Annotated in this window: 25 protein-coding genes; 14 read left to right on the top strand and 11 right to left on the bottom strand. The window is 62.6% G+C overall.

The annotated features are described in order from the left end of the window. Positions 1–6: 6 nt before the first annotated feature. A complete protein-coding gene (locus ATH90_RS28585) occupies positions 7–630 on the bottom strand; it encodes a CDP-alcohol phosphatidyltransferase family protein (RefSeq protein ID WP_034110459.1) in 624 nt (207 codons plus the stop codon). Positions 631–842: 212 nt separating this feature from the next. Here ATH90_RS28585 and hflK (ATH90_RS28580) point away from each other — a divergent pair, with 212 nt between their 5' ends. The 8 genes from hflK (ATH90_RS28580) (at position 843) to cfaB (ending at position 9,985) form a co-directional block, all read left to right on the top strand. Then, complete coding sequence (gene hflK / locus ATH90_RS28580; protein WP_098467614.1) at positions 843–2,747, top strand: protease modulator HflK; 1,905 nt, start codon at positions 843–845, stop codon at positions 2,745–2,747. A gap of 12 nt (positions 2,748–2,759) precedes the next feature. Further along, positions 2,760–3,740, top strand: coding sequence for a protease modulator HflC (gene hflC / locus ATH90_RS28575; RefSeq protein WP_034110455.1), 981 nt, complete (start codon positions 2,760–2,762; stop codon positions 3,738–3,740). Beyond that, on the top strand, positions 3,737–4,771 hold the full coding sequence (gene hflK, locus ATH90_RS28570) for a protease modulator HflK (protein WP_098467613.1): 1,035 nt from the start codon (positions 3,737–3,739) through the stop codon (positions 4,769–4,771). The genes hflC and hflK (ATH90_RS28570) overlap by 4 nt, the downstream gene beginning before the upstream one ends. After that, positions 4,768–6,654: a cation-translocating P-type ATPase gene (locus ATH90_RS28565; RefSeq protein WP_098467612.1), complete on the top strand. Its 1,887-nt coding sequence runs from the start codon at positions 4,768–4,770 to the stop codon at positions 6,652–6,654. The genes hflK (ATH90_RS28570) and ATH90_RS28565 overlap by 4 nt, the downstream gene beginning before the upstream one ends. A 116-nt stretch (positions 6,655–6,770) precedes the next feature. Further along, the gene (gene bufA2 / locus ATH90_RS28560; protein WP_034110450.1) at positions 6,771–7,022 is read left to right on the top strand and encodes a BufA2 family periplasmic bufferin-type metallophore; all 252 of its coding nucleotides are present in this window, start codon (positions 6,771–6,773) and stop codon (positions 7,020–7,022) included. Between the two features lie 67 nt (positions 7,023–7,089). Beyond that, complete coding sequence (bufB, locus tag ATH90_RS28555; RefSeq protein WP_034110449.1) at positions 7,090–7,935, top strand: MNIO family bufferin maturase; 846 nt, start codon at positions 7,090–7,092, stop codon at positions 7,933–7,935. Beyond that, positions 7,926–8,714 (top strand): HvfC/BufC N-terminal domain-containing protein, encoded by a 789-nt coding sequence (locus ATH90_RS28550; protein WP_069078608.1) that lies wholly within the window; start codon positions 7,926–7,928, stop codon positions 8,712–8,714. The genes bufB and ATH90_RS28550 overlap by 10 nt, the downstream gene beginning before the upstream one ends. Before the next feature lie 86 nt (positions 8,715–8,800). Beyond that, positions 8,801–9,985 (top strand): C17 cyclopropane fatty acid synthase CfaB, encoded by a 1,185-nt coding sequence (cfaB, locus tag ATH90_RS28545; RefSeq protein ID WP_034110446.1) that lies wholly within the window; start codon positions 8,801–8,803, stop codon positions 9,983–9,985. A 33-nt stretch (positions 9,986–10,018) separates the two neighbouring features. Here cfaB and cls read toward each other — a convergent pair whose 3' ends face one another. Next, entirely contained in the window at positions 10,019–11,458 is a 1,440-nt protein-coding gene (gene cls, locus ATH90_RS28540) for a cardiolipin synthase (RefSeq protein ID WP_034110444.1), read from the bottom strand. Between the two features lie 130 nt (positions 11,459–11,588). On the opposite strand from cls, the gene ATH90_RS28535 reads away from it, so the two are divergent. After that, positions 11,589–12,110, top strand: coding sequence for a DUF3617 domain-containing protein (locus tag ATH90_RS28535; protein ID WP_034110442.1), 522 nt, complete (start codon positions 11,589–11,591; stop codon positions 12,108–12,110). On the opposite strand, the gene ATH90_RS28530 is transcribed toward ATH90_RS28535, so the two are convergent. From ATH90_RS28530 to folE2, 7 genes are read right to left on the bottom strand one after another with little or no spacing between them, the layout of a single operon-like run. Then, the gene (locus ATH90_RS28530) at positions 12,107–13,444 is read right to left on the bottom strand and encodes a dihydroorotase (RefSeq protein WP_069078607.1); all 1,338 of its coding nucleotides are present in this window, start codon (positions 13,442–13,444) and stop codon (positions 12,107–12,109) included. The two genes, ATH90_RS28535 and ATH90_RS28530, sit on opposite strands and share 4 nt — an antisense overlap. Positions 13,445–13,447: 3 nt before the next feature. After that, positions 13,448–14,008, bottom strand: a complete 561-nt coding sequence (locus ATH90_RS28525; protein WP_034110438.1) for a gamma carbonic anhydrase family protein — start codon at positions 14,006–14,008, stop codon at positions 13,448–13,450. Continuing rightward, positions 14,005–14,418 (bottom strand): phosphoribosyl-AMP cyclohydrolase, encoded by a 414-nt coding sequence (gene hisI, locus ATH90_RS28520; protein WP_069078606.1) that lies wholly within the window; start codon positions 14,416–14,418, stop codon positions 14,005–14,007. Before hisI ends, ATH90_RS28525 begins: the two co-directional genes overlap by 4 nt. After that, on the bottom strand, positions 14,415–15,293 hold the full coding sequence (locus ATH90_RS28515) for a metal ABC transporter substrate-binding protein (protein ID WP_098467611.1): 879 nt from the start codon (positions 15,291–15,293) through the stop codon (positions 14,415–14,417). The genes hisI and ATH90_RS28515 overlap by 4 nt, the downstream gene beginning before the upstream one ends. Before the next feature lie 11 nt (positions 15,294–15,304). Next, positions 15,305–16,171 carry a metal ABC transporter permease gene (locus ATH90_RS28510; protein ID WP_069078604.1) on the bottom strand — a complete coding sequence of 289 codons (867 nt, stop codon included), beginning with the start codon at positions 16,169–16,171 and terminating at the stop codon, positions 15,305–15,307. Further along, complete coding sequence (locus ATH90_RS28505) at positions 16,171–16,839, bottom strand: metal ABC transporter ATP-binding protein (protein ID WP_069078603.1); 669 nt, start codon at positions 16,837–16,839, stop codon at positions 16,171–16,173. The genes ATH90_RS28510 and ATH90_RS28505 overlap by 1 nt, the downstream gene beginning before the upstream one ends. Then, positions 16,836–17,732: a GTP cyclohydrolase FolE2 gene (folE2, locus tag ATH90_RS28500; protein ID WP_098467610.1), complete on the bottom strand. Its 897-nt coding sequence runs from the start codon at positions 17,730–17,732 to the stop codon at positions 16,836–16,838. The genes ATH90_RS28505 and folE2 overlap by 4 nt, the downstream gene beginning before the upstream one ends. 128 nt (positions 17,733–17,860) lie before the next feature. Here folE2 and ATH90_RS28495 point away from each other — a divergent pair, with 128 nt between their 5' ends. Continuing rightward, positions 17,861–19,063, top strand: a complete 1,203-nt coding sequence (locus ATH90_RS28495) for an N-acetylmuramoyl-L-alanine amidase (RefSeq protein WP_034110431.1) — start codon at positions 17,861–17,863, stop codon at positions 19,061–19,063. Here the strand turns inward: ATH90_RS28495 and ATH90_RS28490 are convergent. Next, positions 19,060–19,428: a hypothetical protein gene (locus tag ATH90_RS28490; RefSeq protein WP_034110429.1), complete on the bottom strand. Its 369-nt coding sequence runs from the start codon at positions 19,426–19,428 to the stop codon at positions 19,060–19,062. The two genes, ATH90_RS28495 and ATH90_RS28490, sit on opposite strands and share 4 nt — an antisense overlap. 127 nt (positions 19,429–19,555) lie before the next feature. Between ATH90_RS28490 and dksA the strand changes: the two genes are divergently transcribed. The 4 genes from dksA to ATH90_RS28470 are packed head-to-tail and all read left to right on the top strand — an operon-like array spanning position 19,556 to position 22,847. After that, on the top strand, positions 19,556–19,960 hold the full coding sequence (gene dksA / locus ATH90_RS28485) for an RNA polymerase-binding protein DksA (protein ID WP_098467609.1): 405 nt from the start codon (positions 19,556–19,558) through the stop codon (positions 19,958–19,960). A gap of 27 nt (positions 19,961–19,987) precedes the next feature. Then, a complete protein-coding gene (gene zigA, locus ATH90_RS28480) occupies positions 19,988–21,196 on the top strand; it encodes a zinc metallochaperone GTPase ZigA (protein WP_098467608.1) in 1,209 nt (402 codons plus the stop codon). Continuing rightward, on the top strand, positions 21,196–21,840 hold the full coding sequence (locus tag ATH90_RS28475; RefSeq protein ID WP_098467607.1) for a DUF1826 domain-containing protein: 645 nt from the start codon (positions 21,196–21,198) through the stop codon (positions 21,838–21,840). Before zigA ends, ATH90_RS28475 begins: the two co-directional genes overlap by 1 nt. A 44-nt stretch (positions 21,841–21,884) precedes the next feature. Next, positions 21,885–22,847 (top strand): CobW family GTP-binding protein, encoded by a 963-nt coding sequence (locus ATH90_RS28470; protein WP_098467606.1) that lies wholly within the window; start codon positions 21,885–21,887, stop codon positions 22,845–22,847. On the opposite strand, the gene ATH90_RS28465 is transcribed toward ATH90_RS28470, so the two are convergent. Then, positions 22,841–23,236, bottom strand: a complete 396-nt coding sequence (locus ATH90_RS28465) for a DUF3301 domain-containing protein (RefSeq protein WP_015886608.1) — start codon at positions 23,234–23,236, stop codon at positions 22,841–22,843. The genes ATH90_RS28470 and ATH90_RS28465 overlap by 7 nt on opposite strands. Positions 23,237–23,238: the final 2 nt, after the last annotated feature.

Genomic DNA, 23,238 nt, shown 5'->3' with positions numbered 1-23,238 from the left:
AGATCCTTATGCAATCGGTGAAGTATCTTGTTGTTCTTTAAGGCCCTGACGCACCCGATTGACCAGGGTGTAGGCGAGCAAGGCCGCGACCAGCCACATCACCGCGTCGACCCAACCGTTGCCCAGCCAGCCCAGCGCCACGCCGGTGGCGAGTACGCCGAGTACGAAGGCGCGATCGCTCTTGCCCATCGGCCCGTCGTAGCGGCGCGAGGCACCGACCATGGGGCCCAACACGCCGGCGTATTCGCTGAATACCGCCAGCAACGCGACCAGCAGCACCGGCACCAGGCTCACGCCGGGGATCAGCGCAAACGGCAGGATCAGCGCGCTGTCGGCGATCACGTCGCACAATTCATTGAGGTAGGCGCCCAGGCGTGACTGCTGGCCGAATTCGCGGGCAAGCATGCCGTCGACGGCGTTGAGGGCCATGCGCAGGATCATCCACAGCGGAATCAGCGCAAACAGCCATAGATGCTGGGCAAAGCTGGCGATCAACAGGCCGACCAGCAGGGAAACCACGCCGGCCAATACGGTGATCTGGTTGGCGGTGGTGCCGTTGTCGTAGAGGCGCTGCACGAGAGGGCGCAGCAGGTTCTGAAAACGCGGTTTGAGCTGATAGATCGAAATCATGGGGGGTGACGCTTCCTTGTCCGTGGACCCGCGAAAAACTGTTCTGGAGTGTGCCGATTAATCATGGCCTGCACCAGTGATGGCGCGTGTTTCTGGGGGTTTAGTCACGCTATCGAGGACGTCGCCCAAAAAATGTGGGAGCGGGTTTCGAACAAAAATTTCACGCTGCGTGTTATATCGTAACGAATTGTGTACGACTGGGCGTTGAGTGGATGCAAGTGGATCTGGAAGCTGGCGGCGCTTCGGTGGAAGGCCTTCCGCGTTTTCAACAGGGGCTGTTCCATGCCCGTCGATTGCGCCAGGCGGGTATCAGCCTGACGGTGCTGGGCGTTGCCGGTTGGGTGTTGGCACTGTTTGTCGCGCTGTTCGTGCCGCTGTCGATCTGGCCGGTGGTGCTGATCAACTGTGCGTCGGCGTTGTTGCTGTTGGTAGCCGGTTTGCAATCGGCGTGGTGGGTGGCGGACTGGCGCGCCCAGTCGTTGGAAGAGCCTGCAGTTGACGTGCCGGTTGAAGGCAGCGGCCGATACGCGCGCTTTATGGAACGTGTTGGTAAGCAGGTCGGCGCGCCGGCGTTGTGGCTCGGGGGCTGGTCGCTGCTGGTGCTGGTCAGCGTGATCGAGTTCTGGAACCTGGCATTGCCCGCCGCGCCGGTCGGTCAATCGGCAAGCATCGGTGCCGCGCTGGGGTTGGCCTTGGCATTTGGGCTGCTGGTGTTCGAACGTCGCCTCGCCCAGGAAAGTACCGCGCAGTGGCCGGAAGCCTCGCCACTGGCGCAACTGAGCCGGTTGGCGATCATCTGCCTGGTGGTCAGTGCGGTTTGCCTGCTGTTTGCCGGTGCGGCGTCGGTGTGGCCCTTGCGCGTGGCGGTACTGGTTGGCTTGCTGCCGGCACTGGCCTCGCTGGAGTTTCTGTTGAGGGCCGTGCTGTCGCTGTTCAGCCCACGCCAGCCGCGCCTCGAACCTCGCCTGATGGCGCAAAGTTTCATCGCCGGGCTGCTGCGTTGGCCGCCCCAGCCGTTGCTCGCGTTGCAGCATGAGCTGCACAACCGCTTTGGCATCGACCTGCGTCAGATCTGGGCGTTTACCTACATGCGCCGGGCGTTCCTGCCGGTGTTGCTGGTGGTGTTGGCGGTCGGCTGGGCGCTCACCGGCGTGCACGAAGTACCCCTGCAGGGTCGTGGGATTTATGAGCGCTTCGGTAAGCCCGTCGAGGTGTTCGGCCCCGGTTTGCATGCCGGATTACCGTGGCCGCTGGGGCGTGTGATCAGGGTGGAGAACGGTGGGGTGCATGAGCTGGCAACCAGTGTCACTGAATCCGCAGCCCCGGCACTGGCTCCCGCCGAAGGCCCGCCACCGTTGACTGCCAATCGGTTGTGGGACGCCAGCCATGTGAATGACAAATCCCAGGTGATCGCCAGCAGCAGCGGCGACAAGCAGAGCTTCCAGATCGTCAACATGGATGTGCGTTTCGTCTACCGCATCGGCCTCACCGATCAGGCCGCTCTCGCCGCCACGTATAACAATGCGGATGTACCGACCCTGGTTCGTAGCACCGCCAGCCGCATCCTGGTGCATGACTTTGCTTCGCGTACCCTCGATGAATTGCTCGGCGAACAACGCACCCGCCTGGCCGACGAGATCGGCCGCGCCGTGCAGGCGGATCTGCAAAAGCTCGACAGCGGCGTGGAAATCCTCGCCACGGTGGTCGAGGCGATCCACCCCCCGGCCGGTGCCGCCAACGCCTATCACGGCGTGCAAGCCGCGCAGATCGGGGCCCAGGCCCTGATCTCCCGCGAGCGCGGTGCGGCCAGTGAGCAGACCAACCAGGCGCTGCTGCAAGCCAGCACCGCGCGTGATCAGGCCCAGGCCACCGCAAGGGAAGTGAACGCCGGCGCCCAAGCTGCCGACCTGCGTTTCGCTGCCGAACAAAAGGCCTATGCCACGGCCGGCCAGGCCTTCGTGCTGGAGCAATACCTTGGCCAACTCAGCCAGGGCCTGGCCCACGCCAAGCTGCTCATTCTGGATCATCGCCTGGGTGCCGATGGCGCGCCGACGATCGATCTGCGTTCTTTTACCTTGCCGGCCGACCCCTCGGTGCCGCGTAAAGCCGTTCAATAAGGAGTCTGTCTGTTGAGCGCTCATTCTCACGATCATCATCATGGCCACCACCACCATCATCATGGTGACGAGCTAGCCGCCGGCCCTTTCCCGTGGCGGCGCATGGCCTGGGCAGTGTTGCTGGTGCTGTTTGCAGTCGCCGCTGCCAGCCTGGTGCAAGTGCGGTCCGGCGAAGCGACGGTGATCACCCGTTTCGGCAACCCATCGCGGGTGCTGCTGGAACCGGGCCTGGGCTGGCGCTGGCCGGCGCCGTTCGAGGCGGCGATCCCGGTCGATTTGCGCCTGCGCACCACTTCCAGCGGCTTGCAGGATGTGGGCACCCGCGATGGCCTGCGCATCATCGTGCAGGCGTACGTGGCGTGGCAGGTGCAGGGCGATGCCGACAATGTGCAGCGCTTCATGCGTGCCGTGCAGAACCAACCGGATGAGGCGGCGCGGCAGATCCGTACGTTCGTGGGCTCGGCGCTGGAAACCACGGCGGCCAGCTTCGATCTGTCCAGCCTGATCAATACCGATGCCAGCCAGGTGCGCATCGCCGATTTCGAAGCGCAGTTGCGTGAGCAGATTGATCAACAATTGCTCACGACCTATGGGGTGCGCGTGGCCCAAGTGGGTATCGAACGGCTGACATTGCCGTCGGTGACCCTTACTGCCACCGTCGACCGCATGCGAGCCGAGCGGGAAACCATCGCCACCGAGCGCACCGCCGTGGGCAAGCGTGAGGCGGCGCAGATCCGTTCTGCGGCCGAGCGCGATGCGCGCATTGTGCAGGCCGATGCCACGGTGAAAGCCGCCGATATCGAAGCGCAGTCGCGGGTCGAGGCCGCGCAGATCTATGGCCGCGCCTACGCCGGCAATCCGCAGCTGTATAACCTGCTGCGTTCCCTGGATACCTTGGGCACCGTGGTCACGCCGGGCACCAAGATCATCCTGCGCACCGATGCTGCGCCGTTCCGCGCGTTGGTCGACGGGCCGAAGGATATCCAGCCATGACCGAGCGTGACAGCCCGGACAGCCCGTGGATCCAGGCCGGGCGCCTGACGTTCCTGGCGCTGTACGCGGTGACCGTGCTGGCCGCCTTGGCCTGGGCGTTTTCCAATGTGCGCCAGATCGACCCGCAGAACCGTGCGGTGGTGCTGCACTTCGGCGCTCTCGACCGTATCCAGAATGCCGGGCTGTTGCTGGCGTGGCCGCAGCCATTCGAACAGGTGGTGTTGTTGCCGGCGGCCGACCGGGTGATCGAGCGCAGGGTGGAAAACCTGCTGCGTTCCGACGCGGCGATCCAGGCCGATCGCGTGGCCAGTTTCGCCACGCCCTTGAGTGATGCACTGGCCGGTTCCGGTTACCTGCTGACCGGTGATGCCGGTGTGGTGCAGCTGGATGTGCGGGTGTTCTACAAAGTCACCGAACCCTATGCCTTTGTGTTGCAAGGCGAGCATGTGTTGCCGGCGCTGGATCGCCTGGTCACCCGCAGCGCCGTCGCGCTCACGGCAGCGCGGGACCTGGACACGATCCTGGTGGCGCGGCCTGAGCTGATCGGCACCGATAACCGTGCTGCCGAACGCCGCGAACGGCTGCGGGGCGATTTGGTGCAAGGCATCAATAAACGCCTGGCGGAGCTCACCTCCACAGGGTTGGGACTGGGTATCCAAGTCACTCGCGTGGATGTGCAATCGAGCCTGCCAGGCCCGGCGGTGAACGCATTCAATGCGGTACTGACCGCCAGTCAGCAAGCCGATAAAGCCGTGGCCAACGCCCGAACCGACGCGGAAAAACTCACCCAGACCGCGAACCAGCAGGCCGATCGCCTGGTGCAAGTCGCCCACGCCCAGGCGAGCGAACGCCTGGCCAACGCCCAGGCGCAAACCGCCACGGTCGCCCGTTTGGCCCAGGTGAAGGACCCGGGCCTGCTGGTGCGCCTGTACCGCGAGCGCCTGCCGAAGATTCTCGGCCAGGCCGGCTCCGTGACCACGGTCGATCCGAAAGACGACTCCCGCTTGATCATCCAGGGAGCCGAACAATGAGCGCACCCATGCTGACCTCCGCCGAGCAGCGCAGCGCTGCCCGGCAATTGACCCTGGCCATGTTGGCCTTGGGCTTGCTGGTATTGGGCCTGGTATGGCGCTGGCTGGCGCCGGACCAGACCGGCGTGAGCCAATTGCTGCTGGGCGTCGCGTCGCTCTTGGTGGCGGTGCCGGTGATGCGCTCGGCCTGGTACAGCCTGCGGTTCCCCAGCCTGCACGGCATCACCGACCAACTGATCGCCCTGGCCATGCTCGGCGCCTGGGCCACGGGTGATCTGCTGACCGCCGCGCTGCTGCCGATCATCATGATCTTTGGCCATGTGCTGGAAGAGCGCAGCGTGATCGGCTCCCAGGAGGCGATCCATGCCCTGGGCAAATTGACCCGCAGCCAAGCGCGGTTGGTGCAGCCTGACGGCAGCATCCAAGCAGTGGATAACGGCACGCTGAACACCGGCGATATCGTCGAGGTGCGCGCGGGGGATCGGGTGCCGGCTGATGGCGTGGTGCTGTCGGGCCAGGCGAGCCTGGACACGGCGCCGATTACCGGTGAGTCGGTGCCGCTGGAAGCCAGCGTGGGCGTGCAGGTGTTTGGCGGGGCAATCAACCTTGATGGCTTGCTGCGCTTGCAGGTGACCCGCACGGGTAACGAGTCCACCCTGGGTAAAGTCATTGCGCTGATGCAGAACGCCGAGCGTGCCAAGCCGCCGATCACGCGGCTGCTGGAGCGTTACGCCGGCAGCTATATGGTGCTGGTGTTGCTGCTGGCCGCGGTCACCTGGTTTGTGACCAACGACGCCCAGGCAATGCTTGCCGTGCTGGTGGCCGCGTGTCCGTGTGCGTTGGTGCTGTCGGCGCCGGCCACCGCGATTGCCGGGATCGCCGTGGCGGCGCGGCATGGCATCCTGATTCGCAGCTCGGCGTTCCTCGAAGAGCTGGCGGACCTGACCTCCCTGGTCGTCGACAAGACGGGCACCCTGACCTTTGGCACCCTGCGCCTGCAATCCATCGAAACCACCGCGCCGGATCGGCAGGTGTTGTTGAACCTGGCAGCCAGCTTGGGCTCGGCCAGCAGCCACCCGGTCAGCCGAGCGTTGGCGGGGTTGGCGACACAGGAACAGCTGCTGGCGTTGACGGATATCCGCGAGCGCCAGGGCCTGGGCGTGGTGGCGCAGTCCGATCAAGGCGAAGCGGCATTGGGCCGGCCGGCGTTGTTCGAGCAACTGGGCATCCTCACCACCGCTGTGCCGAATCACGACGGGCCCATCGCCGGGTTGGCGCTGAACGGGCAGTTTCTCGCCTGGCTGTTGCTGGCCGATAGCGTCAAGCCGGAAGCACGCCAGGCCTTGCAAGAGCTGCGTGACCTTGGCCTCGGTCGTCAACTGCTGCTTACCGGCGACCGCCAGAGTGTGGCTGATAGCCTGGCGCTGGAGGTGGGCATCAGCGATGTCGAAGCCCAGGCCTTGCCGGAAGACAAGCTCAACCGCGTGTTGGGTGAGATTCGCAGTGGCTTCCGTCCGATGGTGGTCGGTGATGGCATCAATGACTCGCTGGCGCTCAAGGCCGGCGTGGTTGGCGTGGCCATGGGGGCGGGCGGGGCGGATATCGCCTTGGCGTCGGCGGATGTGGTGTTGATTGGCAGCGACCTGCGGCGCCTCGGTACTTGTGTGCGCTTGAGCCGTCAATGTCGGCAGACGTTGCAGGTCAACGTGATCATCGGCCTGGGCTGGACCTTGGCCATCGTTGTGTTTGCCGCGTTTGGCTGGTTGGGGGCAGCCGGCGCCATGATTGCGGCGGTGCTGCACAACCTCAGCACCTTATTGGTACTGGGCAATGCCGGACGTTTGCTGCGCTTTCAGGAGCCCCTGTTGAAGCTTGAGGAATAATTTCAGAAATAATTGCACAGGGCTGTAACGCGCAGGAGGGGCCTCACTCTAGTGGTGTGTCGAGACTGAGCAATCCGTTCAGACCGGCACCCCTACCGATCATGAGGAATACAACAATGAACATCAAATCCGCTGCTGCTGGTGCCGCGCTCGCTATGGCCGCCGCGACGCTGTTTGCCGGTGTTGCTACCCAAGCACAAGCTGCGGACGCCAGCGTTCACTGCTATGGCGTCAACGCCTGCAAAGGCCAGAACGACTGCAAGACCAAGGATCACGCGTGCAAAGGCCAAGGTTCCTGCAAGGGCCAGGGCTTCCTGTCGATGAGCAAGGCAATGTGCGACCAGAAAGGCGGCACCGTCGGCGAATAACCGGCCACCGAGTGCTCCCGCAGCGGCTGTCCACCACCGCTGCGGACACTTTGCCCAGGAGTGTCGTATGTCCGCATCCTCTTCAAGCCTCGGTTACGGCCTGGGTCTACGCAGTGAGTACTACCAGCAGATCCTGGAACAATCGCCGGCCGTGGATTGGTTCGAAGTGATCTCCGAAAATTATCTGGTCCAGGGCGGTAAAGCCTTGTACTACCTGGATGCAATCGCCGAGCGCTATCCCCTTGTGATGCACGGTGTATCGCTGTCCATCGGCGGGCCCCATGCGCTCGATACCGATTACCTGAAGCAAATCAAGCAGCTCGCCGAGCGTATCCAGCCGGCGTGGGTTTCCGATCACTTGTGCTGGAGCCGCGGCAACGCCCACCAGTTGCATGACTTGCTGCCGTTGCCTTACACCGAAGAGAGCCTCTACCACGTGGCCGCCCGGGTGCGCCAAGTGCAGGACACGTTGCAACGTCCGCTGGTCCTGGAAAACGTCTCAAGCTATGTGCGCTCGAAAGCGGATGAATTCACTGAGTGGGAGTTCCTCAACGCCCTGGCCCACCTGTCAGGGTGCCAGTTGTTGCTGGACGTCAACAATGTGTATGTCAGCTCGCGCAATCATGGCTTCGACGCTTGGACGTTCATCCGCAACCTGCCACCTCAGAGCATCCGTCAACTGCATCTGGCGGGGCACATGGACTATGGCGACTACGTGGTCGACACCCATGACCATCCCGTGTGTGACCCGGTGTGGGCGCTCTATCAACAGACATTGGAACACCTGGGGCCGGTGTCGACGCTGCTGGAGCGGGACGACCATTTCCCACCTTTTGAAGAACTGTTCACCGAACTGAGCAAGGCCCGCGAACTGGGTGCCATGGCATTGGCCAGGAGATCGTCATGCGCCTGACCGATTGGCAGTTGGCCTTCGAACAGCACCTGTTATCTGAAACACCAATCGCCGACAGTGGCTTCGCCGCCACCCTGCTGGGCGGGCCGACGCTGGATGTGGATACCGGCCTGGCGATCTACCACCACGGCTATCTCTCGCGGTTGCAGGACGTCTTGCTGCACGACTTCGGGGCCATCCGCTATTGGCTCGGGGATGATGAATTCGCGTCGCTGACCCAGGCCTATGTACGCCGTTATCCATCGGCGCATTACAGCCTGCGTTGGCTGGGCGAGCGTTTCCCGGCGTTTATCCTTGAGCATCGGGTGGCGGAGCAAAGTGCACCGCTGGCAGAGCTGGCGCGGTTGGAGTGGGCGTTTACCCTGGCATTTGATGCGCCGCCGGGCGAACCGCTGACGCTGGATGACATGGCCAGGTTGCCACCCGAAGCCTGGCCGGCGTTGCAGGTTACCTTGGCGCCGTCGGTGCAGCAGTTGCCTTGCCGTTTCAATAGTGTGGCGATCTGGCGTGCCAGCAAGGACGCGTCGCCGTTTCCCCACAGCCAGGCGTTAGCCCCGGCGCAGACATGCCTGGTATGGCGACATCAGCATGTGTGCCATTACCGCAGCCTGGAACCCGATGAAGCCGATGCCCTGGCTGGGATGGCGACCACCGGCTGGAGCTTTGCCGAACTGTGCGCAGCGCTGGCAGTCAGTTACGAAGAGGGGGCACCACTGCAGGCCGCCACATGGTTGAAACAGTGGATCCAGGACGGTTTGCTCGAGCGCCGAGCCCCATAGAAGACCGCTATCAAATCGATAGCCTCCTACTTGTCTTCGGATGGTCTACCCTCACACCAGACGTCTGAAACAAGGGGGGACTACTCATGCTCGCGCAACTTCCACCGGCCTTACAGAATCTTCAGCTACCGCTGCGTCTTCGACTCTGGGACGGCCATGAATTCAACTTGGGCCCCGAGCCCAGTGTGACCATCGTGGTGAAGGACCCAACGGTCGTCTCCAAGCTGACCCATCCCACGCTCGATTCCCTGGGCGAAGCCTTCGTCGAGGGCAAACTGGAGCTGGAAGGCTCGATCTCCGAGGTCATCCGGGTATGTGACGAATTGAGTCACGCCTTGATCGAAGACGGCGAGGACAGTCGTCCGGTGCGCTCGATCCACGACAAGGCCACTGACGCAGCGGCCATTTCCTACCATTACGACCTGTCCAACGAGTTCTACCAGCTGTGGCTGGACCAGGACATGGCGTACTCGTGCGGTTATTTCGAGACCGGCAGCGAGTCCATCGACCAGGCTCAACAAGACAAATTTCGCCACCTGTGCCGCAAATTGCGGCTGCAGCCAGGCGAGTATTTGCTCGACGTCGGCTGTGGCTGGGGCGGGCTGGCGCGGTTTGCGGCGCGTGAGTTCGGAGTGAAAGTATTTGGCATCACCTTGAGCAAGGAGCAGCTGGCGCTAGCCCGGGAACGGGTGAAAGCCGAAGGCCTGGAGGGCCAGGTGGACCTGCAACTGCTCGACTACCGTGACCTCCCGCAGGACGGCCGTTTCGACAAAGTGGTGAGCGTGGGCATGTTTGAACACGTCGGCCATGCCAACCTGGCCGAGTACTGCAAGACCTTGTATGGCGCAGTGCGCGAAGGCGGCCTGGTGATGAACCACGGTATTACCGCCAAGCACACCGATGGCCGTCCTGTAGGCCGTGGCGCCGGAGATTTTATCGAGCGTTATGTGTTCCCCAATGGCGAACTGCCGCACCTGGCGATGATGACTGCCGAGATCAGTGAAGTCGGGCTCGAAGTGGTCGACGTCGAAAGCCTGCGCTTGCATTACGCGCGCACGCTGGATCATTGGAGCGAGCGCCTGGAAGACAATCTGGAAGCCGCGGCGAAGATGGTGCCAGAGCAAGCGCTGCGCATTTGGCGGCTCTACCTGGCCGGTTGCGCATATGCATTCGCACGGGGTTGGATCAACCTGCACCAGATTCTGGCGGTGAAACCTCATGCCGATGGCAGTCATGAGCTGCCGTGGACACGGGAAGATATCTACCGCTGAGGGTGGAAAACACCGATACCTCTGTGGGAGCTGTCAGAGAATGGGTGAAATAAGCCGCGCGATCCGCATGCCCAGTTGTTGAAGGCGGCGGGTTTCGCGGCTTTCTTCGTGGCTGACTTCATGGGCCAGGGCGAAGTCGTCCAGCAGCATGTGCTCGACCTGTTTGGCGAAGGCTTCGTCGACGGTCAGTAGCATCACTTCAAAATTCAGCCGGAATGAACGGTTGTCCATGTTCGCGCTGCCAATGGCGCTGATTTCGCTGTCCACCAGCACCACCTTCTGATGCAGGAACCCCGGCGTGTAGCGAAATACCCGCACACCGGCCCGTACGGCTTCGATCGCGTAGAGGCTCGAGGCGGCGTAGACAATGCGGTGATCGGGTCGTGAGGGCAGCAGCAGGCGTACGTCGACGCCACGCAAGACGGCCAGGCGCAACGCGGCGAACACGGCTTCGTCGGGCACGAAATACGGACTGGTGATCCACACGCGCTCGGTCGCCGCGTGGATGGCTTCGACGAAGAACAGCGAGCAGGTTTCATACGGGTCGGCCGGCCCGCTGGCGAGCAATTGGCAGAGCACGCCGTCCTCGGGGTAGGCGTCTGGCAGGATCAGCGGCGGCAACTCGCGCGCCGCCCAGAACCAGTCTTCGGCGAACGACTCCTGCAAGCATGCCACCACAGGACCCGTGACCTGCACATGGGTATCGCGCCACGGTGCCAGCGGTGGTTTCTTGCCCAGGTATTCATCCCCGACGTTATGCCCGCCGACGAACCCGGTGATGCCGTCCACCACGACGATCTTGCGGTGGTTGCGGAAGTTGACCTGGAAGCGATTGAGCCAGCCGCTGCGGGTAGCGAAGGCTTTGACTTTCACCCCGGCATCGCGCAGCGATTGCACATAACGATGGGGCAGGGCGTGGCTGCCGATGCGGTCATAGAGCACGTGGATGTTCACGCCTTCGGCGGCTTTTTCCTTCAACAGGGCGTGCAGCTGGCGGCCGAGTTCGTCGTCATGAATGATAAAAAACTGGAACAGCACGGCGGTCCTGGCGTTGCGAATCGCCTCGAAAATCGCGCCGAAAGTGGCCTCGCCATTGATCAACAACCGCACCTCGTTGTTGGCCAGGCACGGCATGCGGCCCAGCTTGGGCATGGCGCGCAGTGAGGCGTAGGCGCTGGAGTTGCGCGCGGCCAGGGCTTCCTCGACCCAGGGTCGCCAGTTCAGCTCGGTGATTGCCGTGTGCATTTCCTGGTTGGCCTGGCGACGCGCCTGGATGTACGCGTCGAAGGTGCTGCGACCGAAGATCAGGTAAGGGATCAGGGTGAGGTAGGGCATGAACATCAGCGACAAGGCCCAGGCGATCGAGCCTTGGGCGGTCCTGACCGTCAGCACCGCGTGGATCGCGGCAAGCGACCCGAGAAAATGCAGCGTGGCAATGAAATAGGCGAGCAGGTGCGGACCAAAAAAATCCATGGACGACGGTACTCCAGGCAATCCAGTGCCTAACAGACCATGTTCGATCACGAATGTCGCTATTTTATTTGCCGTGCAACACTGGCCGCTTTGCGGCGTCTAACGCCAACAATTGCCCAGGAGTTACCCGATGAATGCTCGTTTGCTCTGTTTAGCCATGGTTACTGGTTTGGCGCTGCCCTTGGCGGCACAGGCGCAGATGCTGGCGCCGGGCTTGTGGGAATTGACCACCAGCAATATGAAAGTCGATAACCAGGATCTGCCGGACCTGTCGTTGATCCTCGGTCAGCTCAAGCAACAGATGACCCCCGAACAGCGCGCCATGCTGGAGAAACAAGGCATCACCATGGCCGGCAAAGGCGTGCAGGTGTGCCTGACACCGGCACAGGTCGCTTCCGATTCGATCCCCCTGACCGACCCGCAGTCGGGCTGCAAACAGGAAGTCACCGACAAGACCGGTAACCAGTGGAAATTCCGCTTCAGTTGCCCGAAGGCCCAGGGTACTGGTGTCGCCACTTTCCAGAGCCAGAAAGAATTCACCACCACGGTCAATGGCACCTTCAATGCCACCGGTATTCAGCAGAAGGGCAGCCTCGACAGTCATGCCCAGTGGCTGGGCAACGATTGCGGTACGGTCAAGCCGCGCGCCTAACGCAGGAAATGCAGCGGCAGGCCCTGGCAACTGTCGACCACCTGGCCGTTGTGCCAAGCCAGGTGGCCGGAGACCAGCGTAGTGCTGACGCTGTGGCGAAAGCTGCGTTCGGCAAAGGGCGTCCAGCCGCAGCGGGCCAGGATCGGTTGGCTGCTGACTGGTTTACCCGCAGGCTCCGGTTTGATCAACACCAGGTCGGCCCAATAACCCTCGCGTAGATAACCCCGGTCTGGGATGGCGAACAGGTCGGCCACGCGGTGACTGGTTTTCGCCACCAGGGTGGTCAGCGGCAGCAGCCCATCGGCCACCAGCTCCAACAACGCGGGCAGCGCGTGCTGCACCAGGGGCAAACCCGACGGCGCTTCGCGATAGCCCGACTGCTTTTGCGCCCAGGTATGCGGCGCATGGTCAGTGCCAATCACATCCAGACGATCACTCAGCAAGGCCTGGCGCAGCGCGTCGCGGTCGGCGCGGGTCTTGATCGCCGGGTTGCATTTGATCTGATGGCCCAGGCGATGGTAGTCGCGGTCATCGAACAGCAGGTGGTGCACGCAGACTTCCGCTGTGATGCGTTTTTCCGCCAGTGGCGTGTCCTCGAACAGGCTCAGCTCGCGGGCGCTGGTCAGGTGCAGCACATGCAGGCGCGTTCCCAGGCGCCGGGCCAATTCCACGGCGAACGACGATGAGCGATAACACGCCTCGGCATCCCGGATCAGCGGGTGGGCCACGGGGGGAATCTTGTCACCGAAGCGTTCGCGCAGGCGTTGTTCGTTGGCCTGGATACTCGGCGTGTGTTCGCAGTGGGCCAGCAGGAGGGTTGGCACTTCGGCGAACAGCCGCTCCAGGATCCGTGGGTCGTCCACCAGCATGTTACCGGTGGACGCGCCCATGAACACTTTGACCCCGGCGACTTCGCGCGGGTCGAGGGCAGCTACGGTGTCGAGGTTGTCGTTGCTCACGCCGAAGTGAAAGCCATAGTTGGCCACCGAGTGCAGGGCCGCGCGGCGTTTTTTATCGGCCAGGGCCTCCAGGGTCAGGGTAGCCGGGTGGGTGTTGGGCATGTCCATGAAACTGGTGATGCCGCCGGCCACTGCAGCGCGAGATTCGCTGTAGAAACTGCCTTTGTCCGGCGCGCCGGGTTCGCGAAAGTGCACTTGGTCATCGATCATGCCCGGCAGCAGCCATTGGCCTTGGGCGTCAATGGACACGGGGGCGTTGCAGCCCTCGATGCTGCTGGCGATCTTCTCGATGCGGCCGTTGGCAACCAGCACATCGGCGTGGAATGTCTGGCCTTCGTTCACCAGGTGGGCATTGCGAATCAGCAGGCGGCTCATGGTTCAGAACTCGTTTTGCAAGGCTTTGTAGCCGCGCACCAGGTCGACGTTGGTGCGCGCAACGTCTTCGGAAAATTCCGAGGCGCTCACACTCACCGGCGGGTATTGCGACAGGTCGGTGTTGGGCCCTATACGGGTGGTGGAGGGCACATAGAAGGCGGCGGGCAAATCGCGACCGTCGACCACCGAGTTGTGGCGCACCACGCAGCCGTCGCCCACGGCACAGTTGAACAGCACGCTGTTGAACCCGATGAACACACGGTCGCCAACGGTGCAGGGGCCGTGGACGATGGAGCGGTGCGCAATGGAGGTAAATTCCCCGATCGTGACCGCCGCGCCGGACTTGGAGTGGATGACCACGCCGTCCTGGATATTGGAGTTGGCGCCGATGGTGATCGGGTCCATCGCACCGCTGGCGTCGACCTCGTCGGCACGGATCACGGCGTAGGGGCCGACGAACACGTTCTCACCAATGATGACCTTGCCGCAGATGATTGCGGTCTTGTCGACGTAGGCCGATTCGGCAATCACTGGGAGGTCGCCGGAAGGGTTCTTGCGGATCATGCGCAGGGCTCCGTGAGGATGTGAACGTAGTCGCCATCGATAGCGTTGTAGAAGCAGGTCGGTCGACCGGTGTGGCAGGCCGGGCCTTGTTGGTCGACGATCAGCAGTACGGCGTCGCCGTCGCAATCGAGTCGTGCCTCGATCAACTGCTGCCCGTTGCCCGAGCTCTCGCCCTTGCGCCACAACTGCTGGCGCGAGCGCGACCAGTAGCAGACTTGCCCGGTGGCCAGGGTTTCCTTGAGGGCCTGGCGGTTCATCCAGGCCAGCATCAGTACCTCGCCGCTGCGGTGTTGCTGGGCAATGGCGGCGATCAGTCCAGCGCTGTTCCAGGGCAGCGCGTCCAGGACGTGTTCGAGTGGAAAGCGGCTGCCGACGGCAGCTCCTTCCAGGTCGAGCATGCTCAGGCTCATGGCTTGCCCAGGGCCGCGCACAGGGTGTTGAGGTTGTATTCGAACAGTCCGGTAAACGTGCTGGCCGGGCCTTCTGCGGCGAGGGCGTCGGAATACAGCGTGCCGCCAATCTGCGCGCCGCTTTCATCAGCGATCTGCTTGAGCAGGCGCGAGTCCTTGATGTTTTCCATGAACACGGCTTTGACTTTGTCTTTGCGGATCTGGGTGATCAGGGCGGCGACTTCGGCGGCGGACGGCTCACGCTCGGTGGACAGGCCTTGTGGCGCGAGGAACTCGATGCCATAGGCCTGGCCCAGGTAACCAAAGGCGTCATGGGAGGTGACGATGCGGCGGTTGCCCGGTGGCAGCGCGCCGAACTTGCTCTTGGCCTGCGCAAGCAGACGGTAGATTTCCTTGAGGTAGGCCTGGCTGTTGCGCAGGTAATCAGCCTTGTTGGCCGGGTCGGCGGCCACCAGCGCCTTGGTGATGTTGTTCACGTAGATTTCGGCGTTGGCCAGGTTGTGCCAGGCATGTGGGTCGGGAATGGTTTCGCCGTCTTCTTCCATGGTGTGGGAGATCACGCCTTTGCTGGCAGTGACCACCGTGGCCTTGGTTTCGGTGCTGGTTACCAGGCGGTCCAGCCATGGCTCGAAGCCCAGGCCATTCTTGATGATCACCTTGGCCTTGAGCAGCGCCTTGGCGTCGTCGGGTGTTGGCTCGTAGGTATGGGCGTCGGCGTCGGGGCCGACCATGTTGCTGATCTGGATGTGATCGCCGCCGATCTGGTGGGTGATGTCATCGAGAATACTGAAGCTGGTAACCACCTGGAGCTTGTCTGCGGCCTGAGCCGTCGAGAGCGACAAGACGAGACTGAACAGCACGAGTAGAGCGCGCATCGGGAAGCACCTCATTGGGATGTAAGCAAAGGCGGGCGGCGCAGCAAACCGTGCACCGGACCGAAGACCACGGACAGCAGATACCCCGCGCCCGCCACCAGCACGATGGCCGGGCCGCTGGGCAGCGAGTAGTAGAACGACAGCAACAACCCCAGCCATACCGACAGGCATCCCAGCACCGCCGATACCGCGATCAGCACCGGCAGGCGCCGGCTCCAGAAACGTGAGGCAATGGCCGGCAACATCATCAACCCCACCACCATCAACGCGCCGATCGCCTGGAAGCCAATCACCAGGTTCAGCACCACCAGGGTCAGGAACAACCCATGAGCCAACGGGCCGAGGCGGCTGACGGTCTGCAGGAACAGTGGGTCGAGGGTGTCCAGCAGCAGCGGTTTGTAGATCACGGCCATGGCGATCAGGCTGAAACTGGAGACCCAGAGCATGCCGGTGAGGGTGGTTTCGTCGACAGCCAGGGCGGAACCGAACAGCAGGTGGAGCAAGTCCAGGCGTTTGCCGGCGAGGCCAAGGATCAGTACGCCGGCGGCGAGGGAGATGGGGTAGATGGCGGCGAGGCTGGCGTCTTCGCGCAGGCCGGTGCGACGGGTGATCCAGGCGGACAGGCCGGCCATGCTCAGGCCTGCACCGAGGCCGCCGATGGTCAGGGCGGGCAGGCTTAGGCCGGCGAACCAGAAGCCGAGGGCCGCTCCGGGCAGGATGCCGTGGGCCACCGCATCACCGATCAGGCTCATGCGCCGCAGGATCAGAAACACCCCCAGCGGCGCAGTGCTGCAGGCGAGGACCAGGCCGCCAATCAGGGCGCGGCGCATGAAGACGAAGTCGAGGAAGGGGGCCCACAGGTGGCCGGCCAAGTGCATCAGGCCACCTGCATGTGAGGCTGCGGGCGGATCAGCTCTTTGCTCGGGCCGAATAGGCAGCCGGTGCTTTTGATCTGCACCACTTGCTGGGTGTGGTGGCGAACCGACGCGAGGTCATGGCAGACCACGATCAGCGTGCGGCCCTGCTCGTGCCAGGCATGAATATGCTTCCAGCATAGCGCCTGGCCTTCTTCATCGAGGGCGGCGTGGGGCTCGTCGAGCAGCAGCACCGGCGCTTCGGCCAGGCTCATGCGGGCGAGCAGGGCGCGTTGCAGTTCGCCACCGGACAACGCCATCAATGGGCGGTGCTCCAGGCCGCTGAGGCACCAGTCTTCCAGTACCGCTTCTAAGTGCTGGCTGCGTTGTTGCGGGGAGCGTTGGGTACCCCAGAAGCCAGCGGCGACCAGTTCTTGCAGGCTGATGGGGAACTGGCGGTCCAGGTGTTGCTGCTGGGGCAGAAACGATAGGCCGCCACGCCGTGGAACCTCAACCGTGACCTTGCCCGCCAGCGGCTTTTGCAGGCCGGCGATGACTTTGAGCAGGCTGCTCTTACCCGTGCCGTTGGCGCCGATGATGCCGGTGAGGCTGCCTTTTTCCAGCTTGAGATCGATGGCTGGCGTCAGCGGCTGGCCTGGGGCGCCCCAACGCAATGCGGTGCAGGTGATCATGCAGGGTTTCTCGTCCAGCGGCTTTCAGCCACGGCATCGTGCGCGTGCAGGCTTTCGGCGTGGATCACTTTGAGGTGGAAGGCTTTGACGGCGTCCGAGCGTTTCAAGGCGAGGTTAAGGCGGCGCGCGGCGTCTTCGCAGAACATCAGGTTCTGCCCGTTGGCCAGGGCGAAGGCTTGTTCGTCTGCGCGTTTCACGGCGGTTTGTACGGCGGTGCCGAGAGCGGCTTCAACGTCATCGATCAGATCGGTGATGGGCAGGCCGGATTGGTCGCCGTCCAATTGGATCAGTAATTGCGCGCTGCTGCGCTGGCTGTGAGGCGTGGCGACGATGCCGCTGGCGCTGCCGAGCCAGGTCAACACGTCTTCATGCTGCAGCGGCGTGTTGGCGAAGTCCTGGAGAAACTGCTGCTGAATCAACTGCCTGGCGAGGGCAGCGGAGCAAGGGCAGGTTGAGGAATAAGCAACGTCAATTTTTAGTTCCACGTGGAACATCTGGTTTTCCAGACGCGCTTCGATGCTTACCGGGTAGCCCTTCCAACCGGCCAGCGGGCTGACCAGCGCAGGGCGTTTGAGCAGCACATCGGTGTGGATACGCAGGTAGGCGTTATTAGATAAACCTTCATGACTGTCGAGAAAACGCTGCAGTAAATTACGCAGAAGTGCAGGCGTAAGTGCTTGCTGGTCGAGCATCTCCAGCGCCAGGTACAGGCGTGACATGTGAATGCCACGGGCAGTCCCGTCGTTCAGGCTTACCCCGGCATCGGCGGTGGCGGCGAGGCGTTGGCCGTCGATGAGAATGGGCAGGGCGATGCCGCACATGCCCACCCAGTCGAGTGGCAAGGCTTGGCGTGAAGCCTGCGCGGCGATATCCGGCAGAGTCAGCGCATTCATGAGCAGGTCCATCGTTGGAAATAAAAAGACATGTTATATTATAACTATTGAGTCGACGATGATTTTTCTGCTCCAGCCTTTTTTCAGTCATGTCGAGTAGGGACGCTCCTTCATTCGCGGTATTTTTCATGCACAGACGTCAGCTCCTTAACCTGCTTCTGGCCAGCCCTCTTTTCACGTTGCCGTTTGCAGCCCGCGCCACACAGATACGCAATGCCCGCCTATGGCGCTCGGACGACAAGCTGCGGCTGGTGTTCGACCTCAGTGGCCCGGTGCAGTACAAGACCTTCACCCTGAGCGCGCCGGAACGCTTGATCATCGACCTGAGCGGCGCCGGCCTCAGTGGCGACTTTTCTCAGCTGGCGTTGACGAACAGCGGAATCACGTCGATCCGCTCAGGGCATTTTGGTCAAGGCGATACGCGCATCGTGCTGGACCTGGCCGCGCCGATGCAGCTCAACAGCTTTTTATTGCCTCCCCAGGATGGCCAGGGGCATCGCCTGGTGCTGGACCTGACCAGCGCCACCCAGGTGCCTCGCCAAATTACGCCTGAGCCCAAGCCGCTGGTGGATAAGGCGCATCCCAAACGCGACATCATTGTGGTGGTCGATCCCGGTCACGGCGGCAAGGACCCAGGCGCGGTCGGTTCCAAGGGCCAGCGCGAAAAAGACGTGGTGTTGTCCATTGCCCAGCTGCTGGCCAAGCGCCTGAAGCGCGAGAAGGGCTTTGACGTGAAGTTGGTGCGCAACGACGACTTCTTCGTACCGCTGCGTAAACGGGTGGAGATCGCCCACAAGCACAATGCCGATATGTTTATCTCGGTGCATGCGGATGCGGCACCACGGATCACCGCGTCGGGCGCTTCGGTGTATGCCTTGTCCGAAGGCGGCGCGACGTCGGCTACCGCACGCTTCATGGCACAACGGGAAAACGGCGCCGATCTGCTTGGCGCCACCAGCCTGCTCAATCTGAAGGATAAGGACCCGATGCTGGCGGGGGTGATTCTGGATATGTCGATGAACGCCACCATCGCCTCCAGCCTGCAACTGGGCAACTCGATCCTGGGTAGCCTGGAAGGCATCACCAGCCTGCATCAGAAACGCGTGGAACAGGCCGGGTTCGCGGTGCTCAAGTCACCGGACGTGCCGTCGATCCTGGTGGAAACCGGGTTTATCTCCAATGCGCGTGACAGTGCGCGCCTGGTCACCGCGCGTCATCAGCAAGCGGTTGCCGACGGCCTGTTCGAAGGCCTGAAAAAATACTTCCAGAAGAACCCACCGATGAACAGCTACATGGCGTGGGTTCAGGAACAGAAGAACAGTCAGGTCTAACAGCCAGTGAGGCGGCTGCAGGTGAATCTGGCGCTGGTGCCACCCGAACTGGAGAACCGGTTGAGGGTGGTCCAGCCCACACGCCGCGTGTAGCCCACCCACGCCTCACCGTCCGACGCCAACCCGGTGAAGAACGTCAGTTGCCCGTAGCGGCTGTTGGTCTGTGCCCAATAGCGATTGCCGATCACCTCATACCCGCGCAAATACGTGGTACCGCCGACCGTGGCGACGCTGTAGGCATTGCCCAATGGGTCGACGCAAGCGAGCAGGTTGGCGCTGCGCGTGCAGTTGGCCAGCAGGCTCGGCGCTTGGGCGCAGGCGGATCCTGTCGCAAGCAATAGCAGGGCGCACACCAGGTATTTCATGGGGTTTCTCGCGGCAGGGAGGTTTTCAAGGATTACGCCCTTCGTCGAGGTGAGCAAGAGGGGATTGGCTTATTTGCATTGTTATACTATAACATTAAAGCACAGCCTGACCCGTGAACCGCTCCCCATGACCGAACAAGACCTCCTGGCCCAGCCGCCTGCCGACTACATGAATGAAGCCCAGCAAGGGTTCTTCCGTGCGTTGCTGCTGACCCATCGCCATGAACTGCAAGAGCGTATCGACGCCGAGTTCCTGGTGCTGCGTGAGCAGGAAACCAACAGCGACCCGGCCGATGTGGGCAGCGCCGAAGAACAGCGCCAATGGCAACTGCGCCTGCTTGAACGGGAAAAGAAGCTGCTGGACAAGATCGACGATGCCCTCGAATTGCTCGCCCGTGGCGAATACGGCTGGTGCCGCGAAACCGGCGACCCGATCGGCCTGCAACGCTTGCTATTAAGGCCCACCGCCACCCTGTGTATCGAAGCCAAAGAACGTGAAGAGCTGCGCGAACGCCATAAACGGGCGATTTGACCGGCCAACCCTGATGAGGAATACCTGATGCCCAATCGTCTCCCCGTTACCGTGTTGTCCGGCTTTCTCGGCGCCGGTAAAAGCACACTGCTCAATTACGTCCTGCGCAACCGCGAAAACCTGCGGGTCGCGGTGATCGTCAACGACATGAGCGAAATCAACATCGACGGCAGCGAAGTCCAGCGTGACGTCACCCTCAACCGCGCCGAAGAAAAGCTGGTGGAGATGAGCAACGGCTGCATCTGCTGCACCTTGCGTGAAGACTTGCTGGAGGAAGTCGCAAAGCTCGCCAAGGAAGGGCGGTTCGATTACCTGTTGATCGAGTCCACCGGCATTTCCGAACCCTTGCCGGTCGCCGAAACCTTCACCTTTCGTGACGAAGACGAGCAAAGCCTGGCCGACATCGCGCGCCTGGACACCATGGTCACGGTGGTCGATGGCATGAACTTCCTGCTCGACTACCAGGCCGCCGAAAGCCTGGCCTCGCGCGGTGAAACCCTCGGTGAAGAAGATGAGCGCTCCATCACCGATCTGTTGATCGAGCAGGTCGAGTTCGCTGACGTGATCCTGATCAGCAAGATCGACCTGATCAGCAGCCGTGAACGCGAAGAACTGATAGCGATCCTCGAGCGCCTGAATGCCCAGGCAGAAATCATCCCGATGGTCATGGGCGAAGTGCCACTGGACAAGATCCTCAACACCAACCGTTTCGACTTTGAACGCGCCGCGCAAGCCCCGGGCTGGTTACAGGAATTACGCGGTGAACATGTGCCGGAAACCGACGAGTACGGCATCGCCTCCAGTGCTTACCGTGCGCGCCGTCCCTTTCATCCGCAGCGCTTCTTCGACTTTATCGACCGCCCGTGGGTCAACGGCAAACTGCTGCGCTCCAAGGGTTTTTTCTGGCTGGCCAGCAAGCCCCAGGATGCGGGCAGTTGGTCCCAGGCCGGCGGCTTGATGCGCCATGGGTTCGCCGGTCGCTGGTGGCGTTTCGTGCCCAAGAGCCAGTGGCCCCAGGACGAAGAAAACGTCGCGGCGATCATGGGCAACTGGCAATTGAGCACCGGTGATTGTCGCCAGGAACTGGTGTTCATCGGGCAGAACATCGACTTCACCCAACTGCGCGTCGAATTGGACGCCTGCTTGCTCAATGATGAAGAAATGGCTCTGGGCGTCGACGGTTGGCGCCTGCTGGCCGATCCTTTTGGCCCCTGGTATGAGGAGGCAGCCGCCTGATGCTGGCCCCGGTTATTCCCCTGCGCCCCGTGATTCGCCAGACCCGCGGTGAAACCCCACTGGCGCTCTCCGAGATCCTCGAAGACGGCGTCAACCTGGCGGTGTGGCAGCGCCAGTTGCCCCTGCACATCGCCGAGTTCGGCGCCTTGCTGGTGGCGCTTGACGAGCCGCTGGCCGATGCCAGGGTGATCGAGCTGAGCAACGAAGACGCCGTTCCCGATTTGCACGGGTTGGCGTCCAGCTGCCGTGACCTTGAAGGTTACGAAGGCTTTATCGCCGATGTGTCCTGGCTGGTCAGCGCATTCGCCTGTTTGCTGGGTGCCAAGCGCATCGGGGTGCGCTTGCGCTTGTTGGATAAAGCCATGTGCCCACGGTTTCACGTCGACCATGTGCCGGTGCGGCTGATCACCACCTATGCCGGTATCGGCAGCCAGTGGTTGCGTGAAGGTGTGATGGACCGTCGCCAGCTGGGCCAGCCGGATGCCGAACCCACCGACCGTATCGAACAGCTTCACTGCGGCGAAGTCGCCCTGCTCAAGGGCACCCAGTGGCAAGGCAATGAAGGCCACGGCCTGGTTCACCGTTCGCCGGCACTCAAGGCCGACGAGCGTCGCTTGATCCTGACGCTGGATTGGCTCGCATAACCGCGTAGGATCAAACGCTCTACATGGTCCGAACGATGCCCCTCATGCTGCAGAACATTCCCACTCACGTGATTGCCGGCCCCTTAGGGGCCGGCAAGACCAGCCTCATCAAGCACCTGCTCGCCCAGCGCCCGGCCAACGAGCGCTGGGCCGTACTGATCAACGAGTTCGGGCAGATCGGCCTGGACGCTGCCTTGCTCACACAGGATGACGACGGCATCGCCCTGGGCGAAGTCGCTGGAGGCTGTCTGTGCTGCGTGAATGGCGCGCCGTTTCAGGTAGGACTGGGTCGTCTGTTGCGTAAGGCCAAGCCCGACCGGCTGTTTATCGAACCGTCGGGCCTGGGTCATCCGGCGCAATTGCTCAAGCAACTGCGCGAGGCGCCGTGGCAGAACGTGCTGGCGGTGCAGCCCTGTGTGCTGGTGCTGGATGCCCAGGCGCTGGCGGCGGGCAAACCGTTGCCAGCAGCGCAGCAAGAAGCCCTAACGAGCGCCGGGCTGCTGGTATTGAACAAGGAGGAAGCGCTGGACGCTGCACAGCGCCGAGCGATTGAACAGCAGTTACCCGACTGCCCGCTGTACTGGACGCGCCAGGCTCAAGTGCCTCTGGAGCAGTTGCCAGGCCTGAATGCGCAGGCGGCAGCGGCTGTGGATAACGTCGATGTGCCCAGGGGTTTGGCGCAGATGCCAGCGATCTGGAGCGATCCGGCGCAACCGATCTGCCTGAGCCAGGCCCAAGAGGGCAGCTGGAGCATCGGCTGGCGCTGGCACCCAAGCCTGCAATTCGATGCGCAACGCCTGCAGCGTTGGCTGACAAGCCTTGGGTGGCGCCGCGCCAAGCTGGTTATCCACAGTGCCGAAGGCTGGGTTTCGGCCAACGCGGTGGACAACAGTGCGCTCGCCTGGCAGCCCAGCGAGTGGCGGCGTGACTCACGTATCGAATTGATTTTCAGCGAACCACAGGATGTGACCGCGTTGCAGGCCGCCCTGGCAGCCTGCCGTCACTGACGGTTCTTGGTGCCGTGGTCCTGACGCCACTGGCTCAGCTCGATCACTTCGGCGCTGGGCAGTGGCGTCTTGATCTCGAACGGGTAGGGCGCCAGTTCGATCTGCGCACTGTGGGCACCGAATTGGGTGATGGTCCCCGGATGGCGGGTTTCGCCGGTCACGGTGAATTCAAAGTTGTAGATACGTGCCAGGCGTCGCCGACCGTTGGCATCCTTCACAAAACCGATGCGCTTGAGCGCGACCGCGCCGTCAAGGAGTTCGATGTCGAGCTTGGCGCAATGCTGCTTGACCCGCTCCAGCGCGCGTTCGCGCAGGCCGTGGTTGTGCCACACCCAGGCGGCGCCGGTGGCCAGCAGCATCAACACGAAGATGTTTCCCAGGGTGAGCATGC

Source organism: Pseudomonas lurida (assembly GCF_002563895.1).
GTDB lineage: Bacteria > Pseudomonadota > Gammaproteobacteria > Pseudomonadales > Pseudomonadaceae > Aquipseudomonas > Aquipseudomonas lurida.
Note: the sequence above shows the minus strand (reverse complement) of the source record. Positions and strands in the feature narration are given on the sequence as shown.

Coding starts and splice junctions, on each gene's coding strand:
- ATH90_RS28585 (WP_034110459.1), bottom strand. CDS start 630: ATGATTTCGATCTATCAGCTCAAACCGCGTTTTCAGAACCTGCTGCGC.
- hflK (WP_098467614.1), top strand. CDS start 843: ATGCAAGTGGATCTGGAAGCTGGCGGCGCTTCGGTGGAAGGCCTTCCG.
- hflK (WP_098467613.1), top strand. CDS start 3,737: ATGACCGAGCGTGACAGCCCGGACAGCCCGTGGATCCAGGCCGGGCGC.
- ATH90_RS28565 (WP_098467612.1), top strand. CDS start 4,768: ATGAGCGCACCCATGCTGACCTCCGCCGAGCAGCGCAGCGCTGCCCGG.
- bufA2 (WP_034110450.1), top strand. CDS start 6,771: ATGAACATCAAATCCGCTGCTGCTGGTGCCGCGCTCGCTATGGCCGCC.
- bufB (WP_034110449.1), top strand. CDS start 7,090: ATGTCCGCATCCTCTTCAAGCCTCGGTTACGGCCTGGGTCTACGCAGT.
- ATH90_RS28550 (WP_069078608.1), top strand. CDS start 7,926: ATGCGCCTGACCGATTGGCAGTTGGCCTTCGAACAGCACCTGTTATCT.
- cfaB (WP_034110446.1), top strand. CDS start 8,801: ATGCTCGCGCAACTTCCACCGGCCTTACAGAATCTTCAGCTACCGCTG.
- cls (WP_034110444.1), bottom strand. CDS start 11,458: ATGGATTTTTTTGGTCCGCACCTGCTCGCCTATTTCATTGCCACGCTG.
- ATH90_RS28535 (WP_034110442.1), top strand. CDS start 11,589: ATGAATGCTCGTTTGCTCTGTTTAGCCATGGTTACTGGTTTGGCGCTG.
- ATH90_RS28530 (WP_069078607.1), bottom strand. CDS start 13,444: ATGAGCCGCCTGCTGATTCGCAATGCCCACCTGGTGAACGAAGGCCAG.
- ATH90_RS28525 (WP_034110438.1), bottom strand. CDS start 14,008: ATGATCCGCAAGAACCCTTCCGGCGACCTCCCAGTGATTGCCGAATCG.
- hisI (WP_069078606.1), bottom strand. CDS start 14,418: ATGAGCCTGAGCATGCTCGACCTGGAAGGAGCTGCCGTCGGCAGCCGC.
- ATH90_RS28515 (WP_098467611.1), bottom strand. CDS start 15,293: ATGCGCGCTCTACTCGTGCTGTTCAGTCTCGTCTTGTCGCTCTCGACG.
- ATH90_RS28510 (WP_069078604.1), bottom strand. CDS start 16,171: ATGCACTTGGCCGGCCACCTGTGGGCCCCCTTCCTCGACTTCGTCTTC.
- ATH90_RS28505 (WP_069078603.1), bottom strand. CDS start 16,839: ATGATCACCTGCACCGCATTGCGTTGGGGCGCCCCAGGCCAGCCGCTG.
- folE2 (WP_098467610.1), bottom strand. CDS start 17,732: ATGAATGCGCTGACTCTGCCGGATATCGCCGCGCAGGCTTCACGCCAA.
- ATH90_RS28495 (WP_034110431.1), top strand. CDS start 17,861: ATGCACAGACGTCAGCTCCTTAACCTGCTTCTGGCCAGCCCTCTTTTC.
- ATH90_RS28490 (WP_034110429.1), bottom strand. CDS start 19,428: ATGAAATACCTGGTGTGCGCCCTGCTATTGCTTGCGACAGGATCCGCC.
- dksA (WP_098467609.1), top strand. CDS start 19,556: ATGACCGAACAAGACCTCCTGGCCCAGCCGCCTGCCGACTACATGAAT.
- zigA (WP_098467608.1), top strand. CDS start 19,988: ATGCCCAATCGTCTCCCCGTTACCGTGTTGTCCGGCTTTCTCGGCGCC.
- ATH90_RS28475 (WP_098467607.1), top strand. CDS start 21,196: ATGCTGGCCCCGGTTATTCCCCTGCGCCCCGTGATTCGCCAGACCCGC.
- ATH90_RS28470 (WP_098467606.1), top strand. CDS start 21,885: ATGCTGCAGAACATTCCCACTCACGTGATTGCCGGCCCCTTAGGGGCC.
- ATH90_RS28465 (WP_015886608.1), bottom strand. CDS start 23,236: ATGCTCACCCTGGGAAACATCTTCGTGTTGATGCTGCTGGCCACCGGC.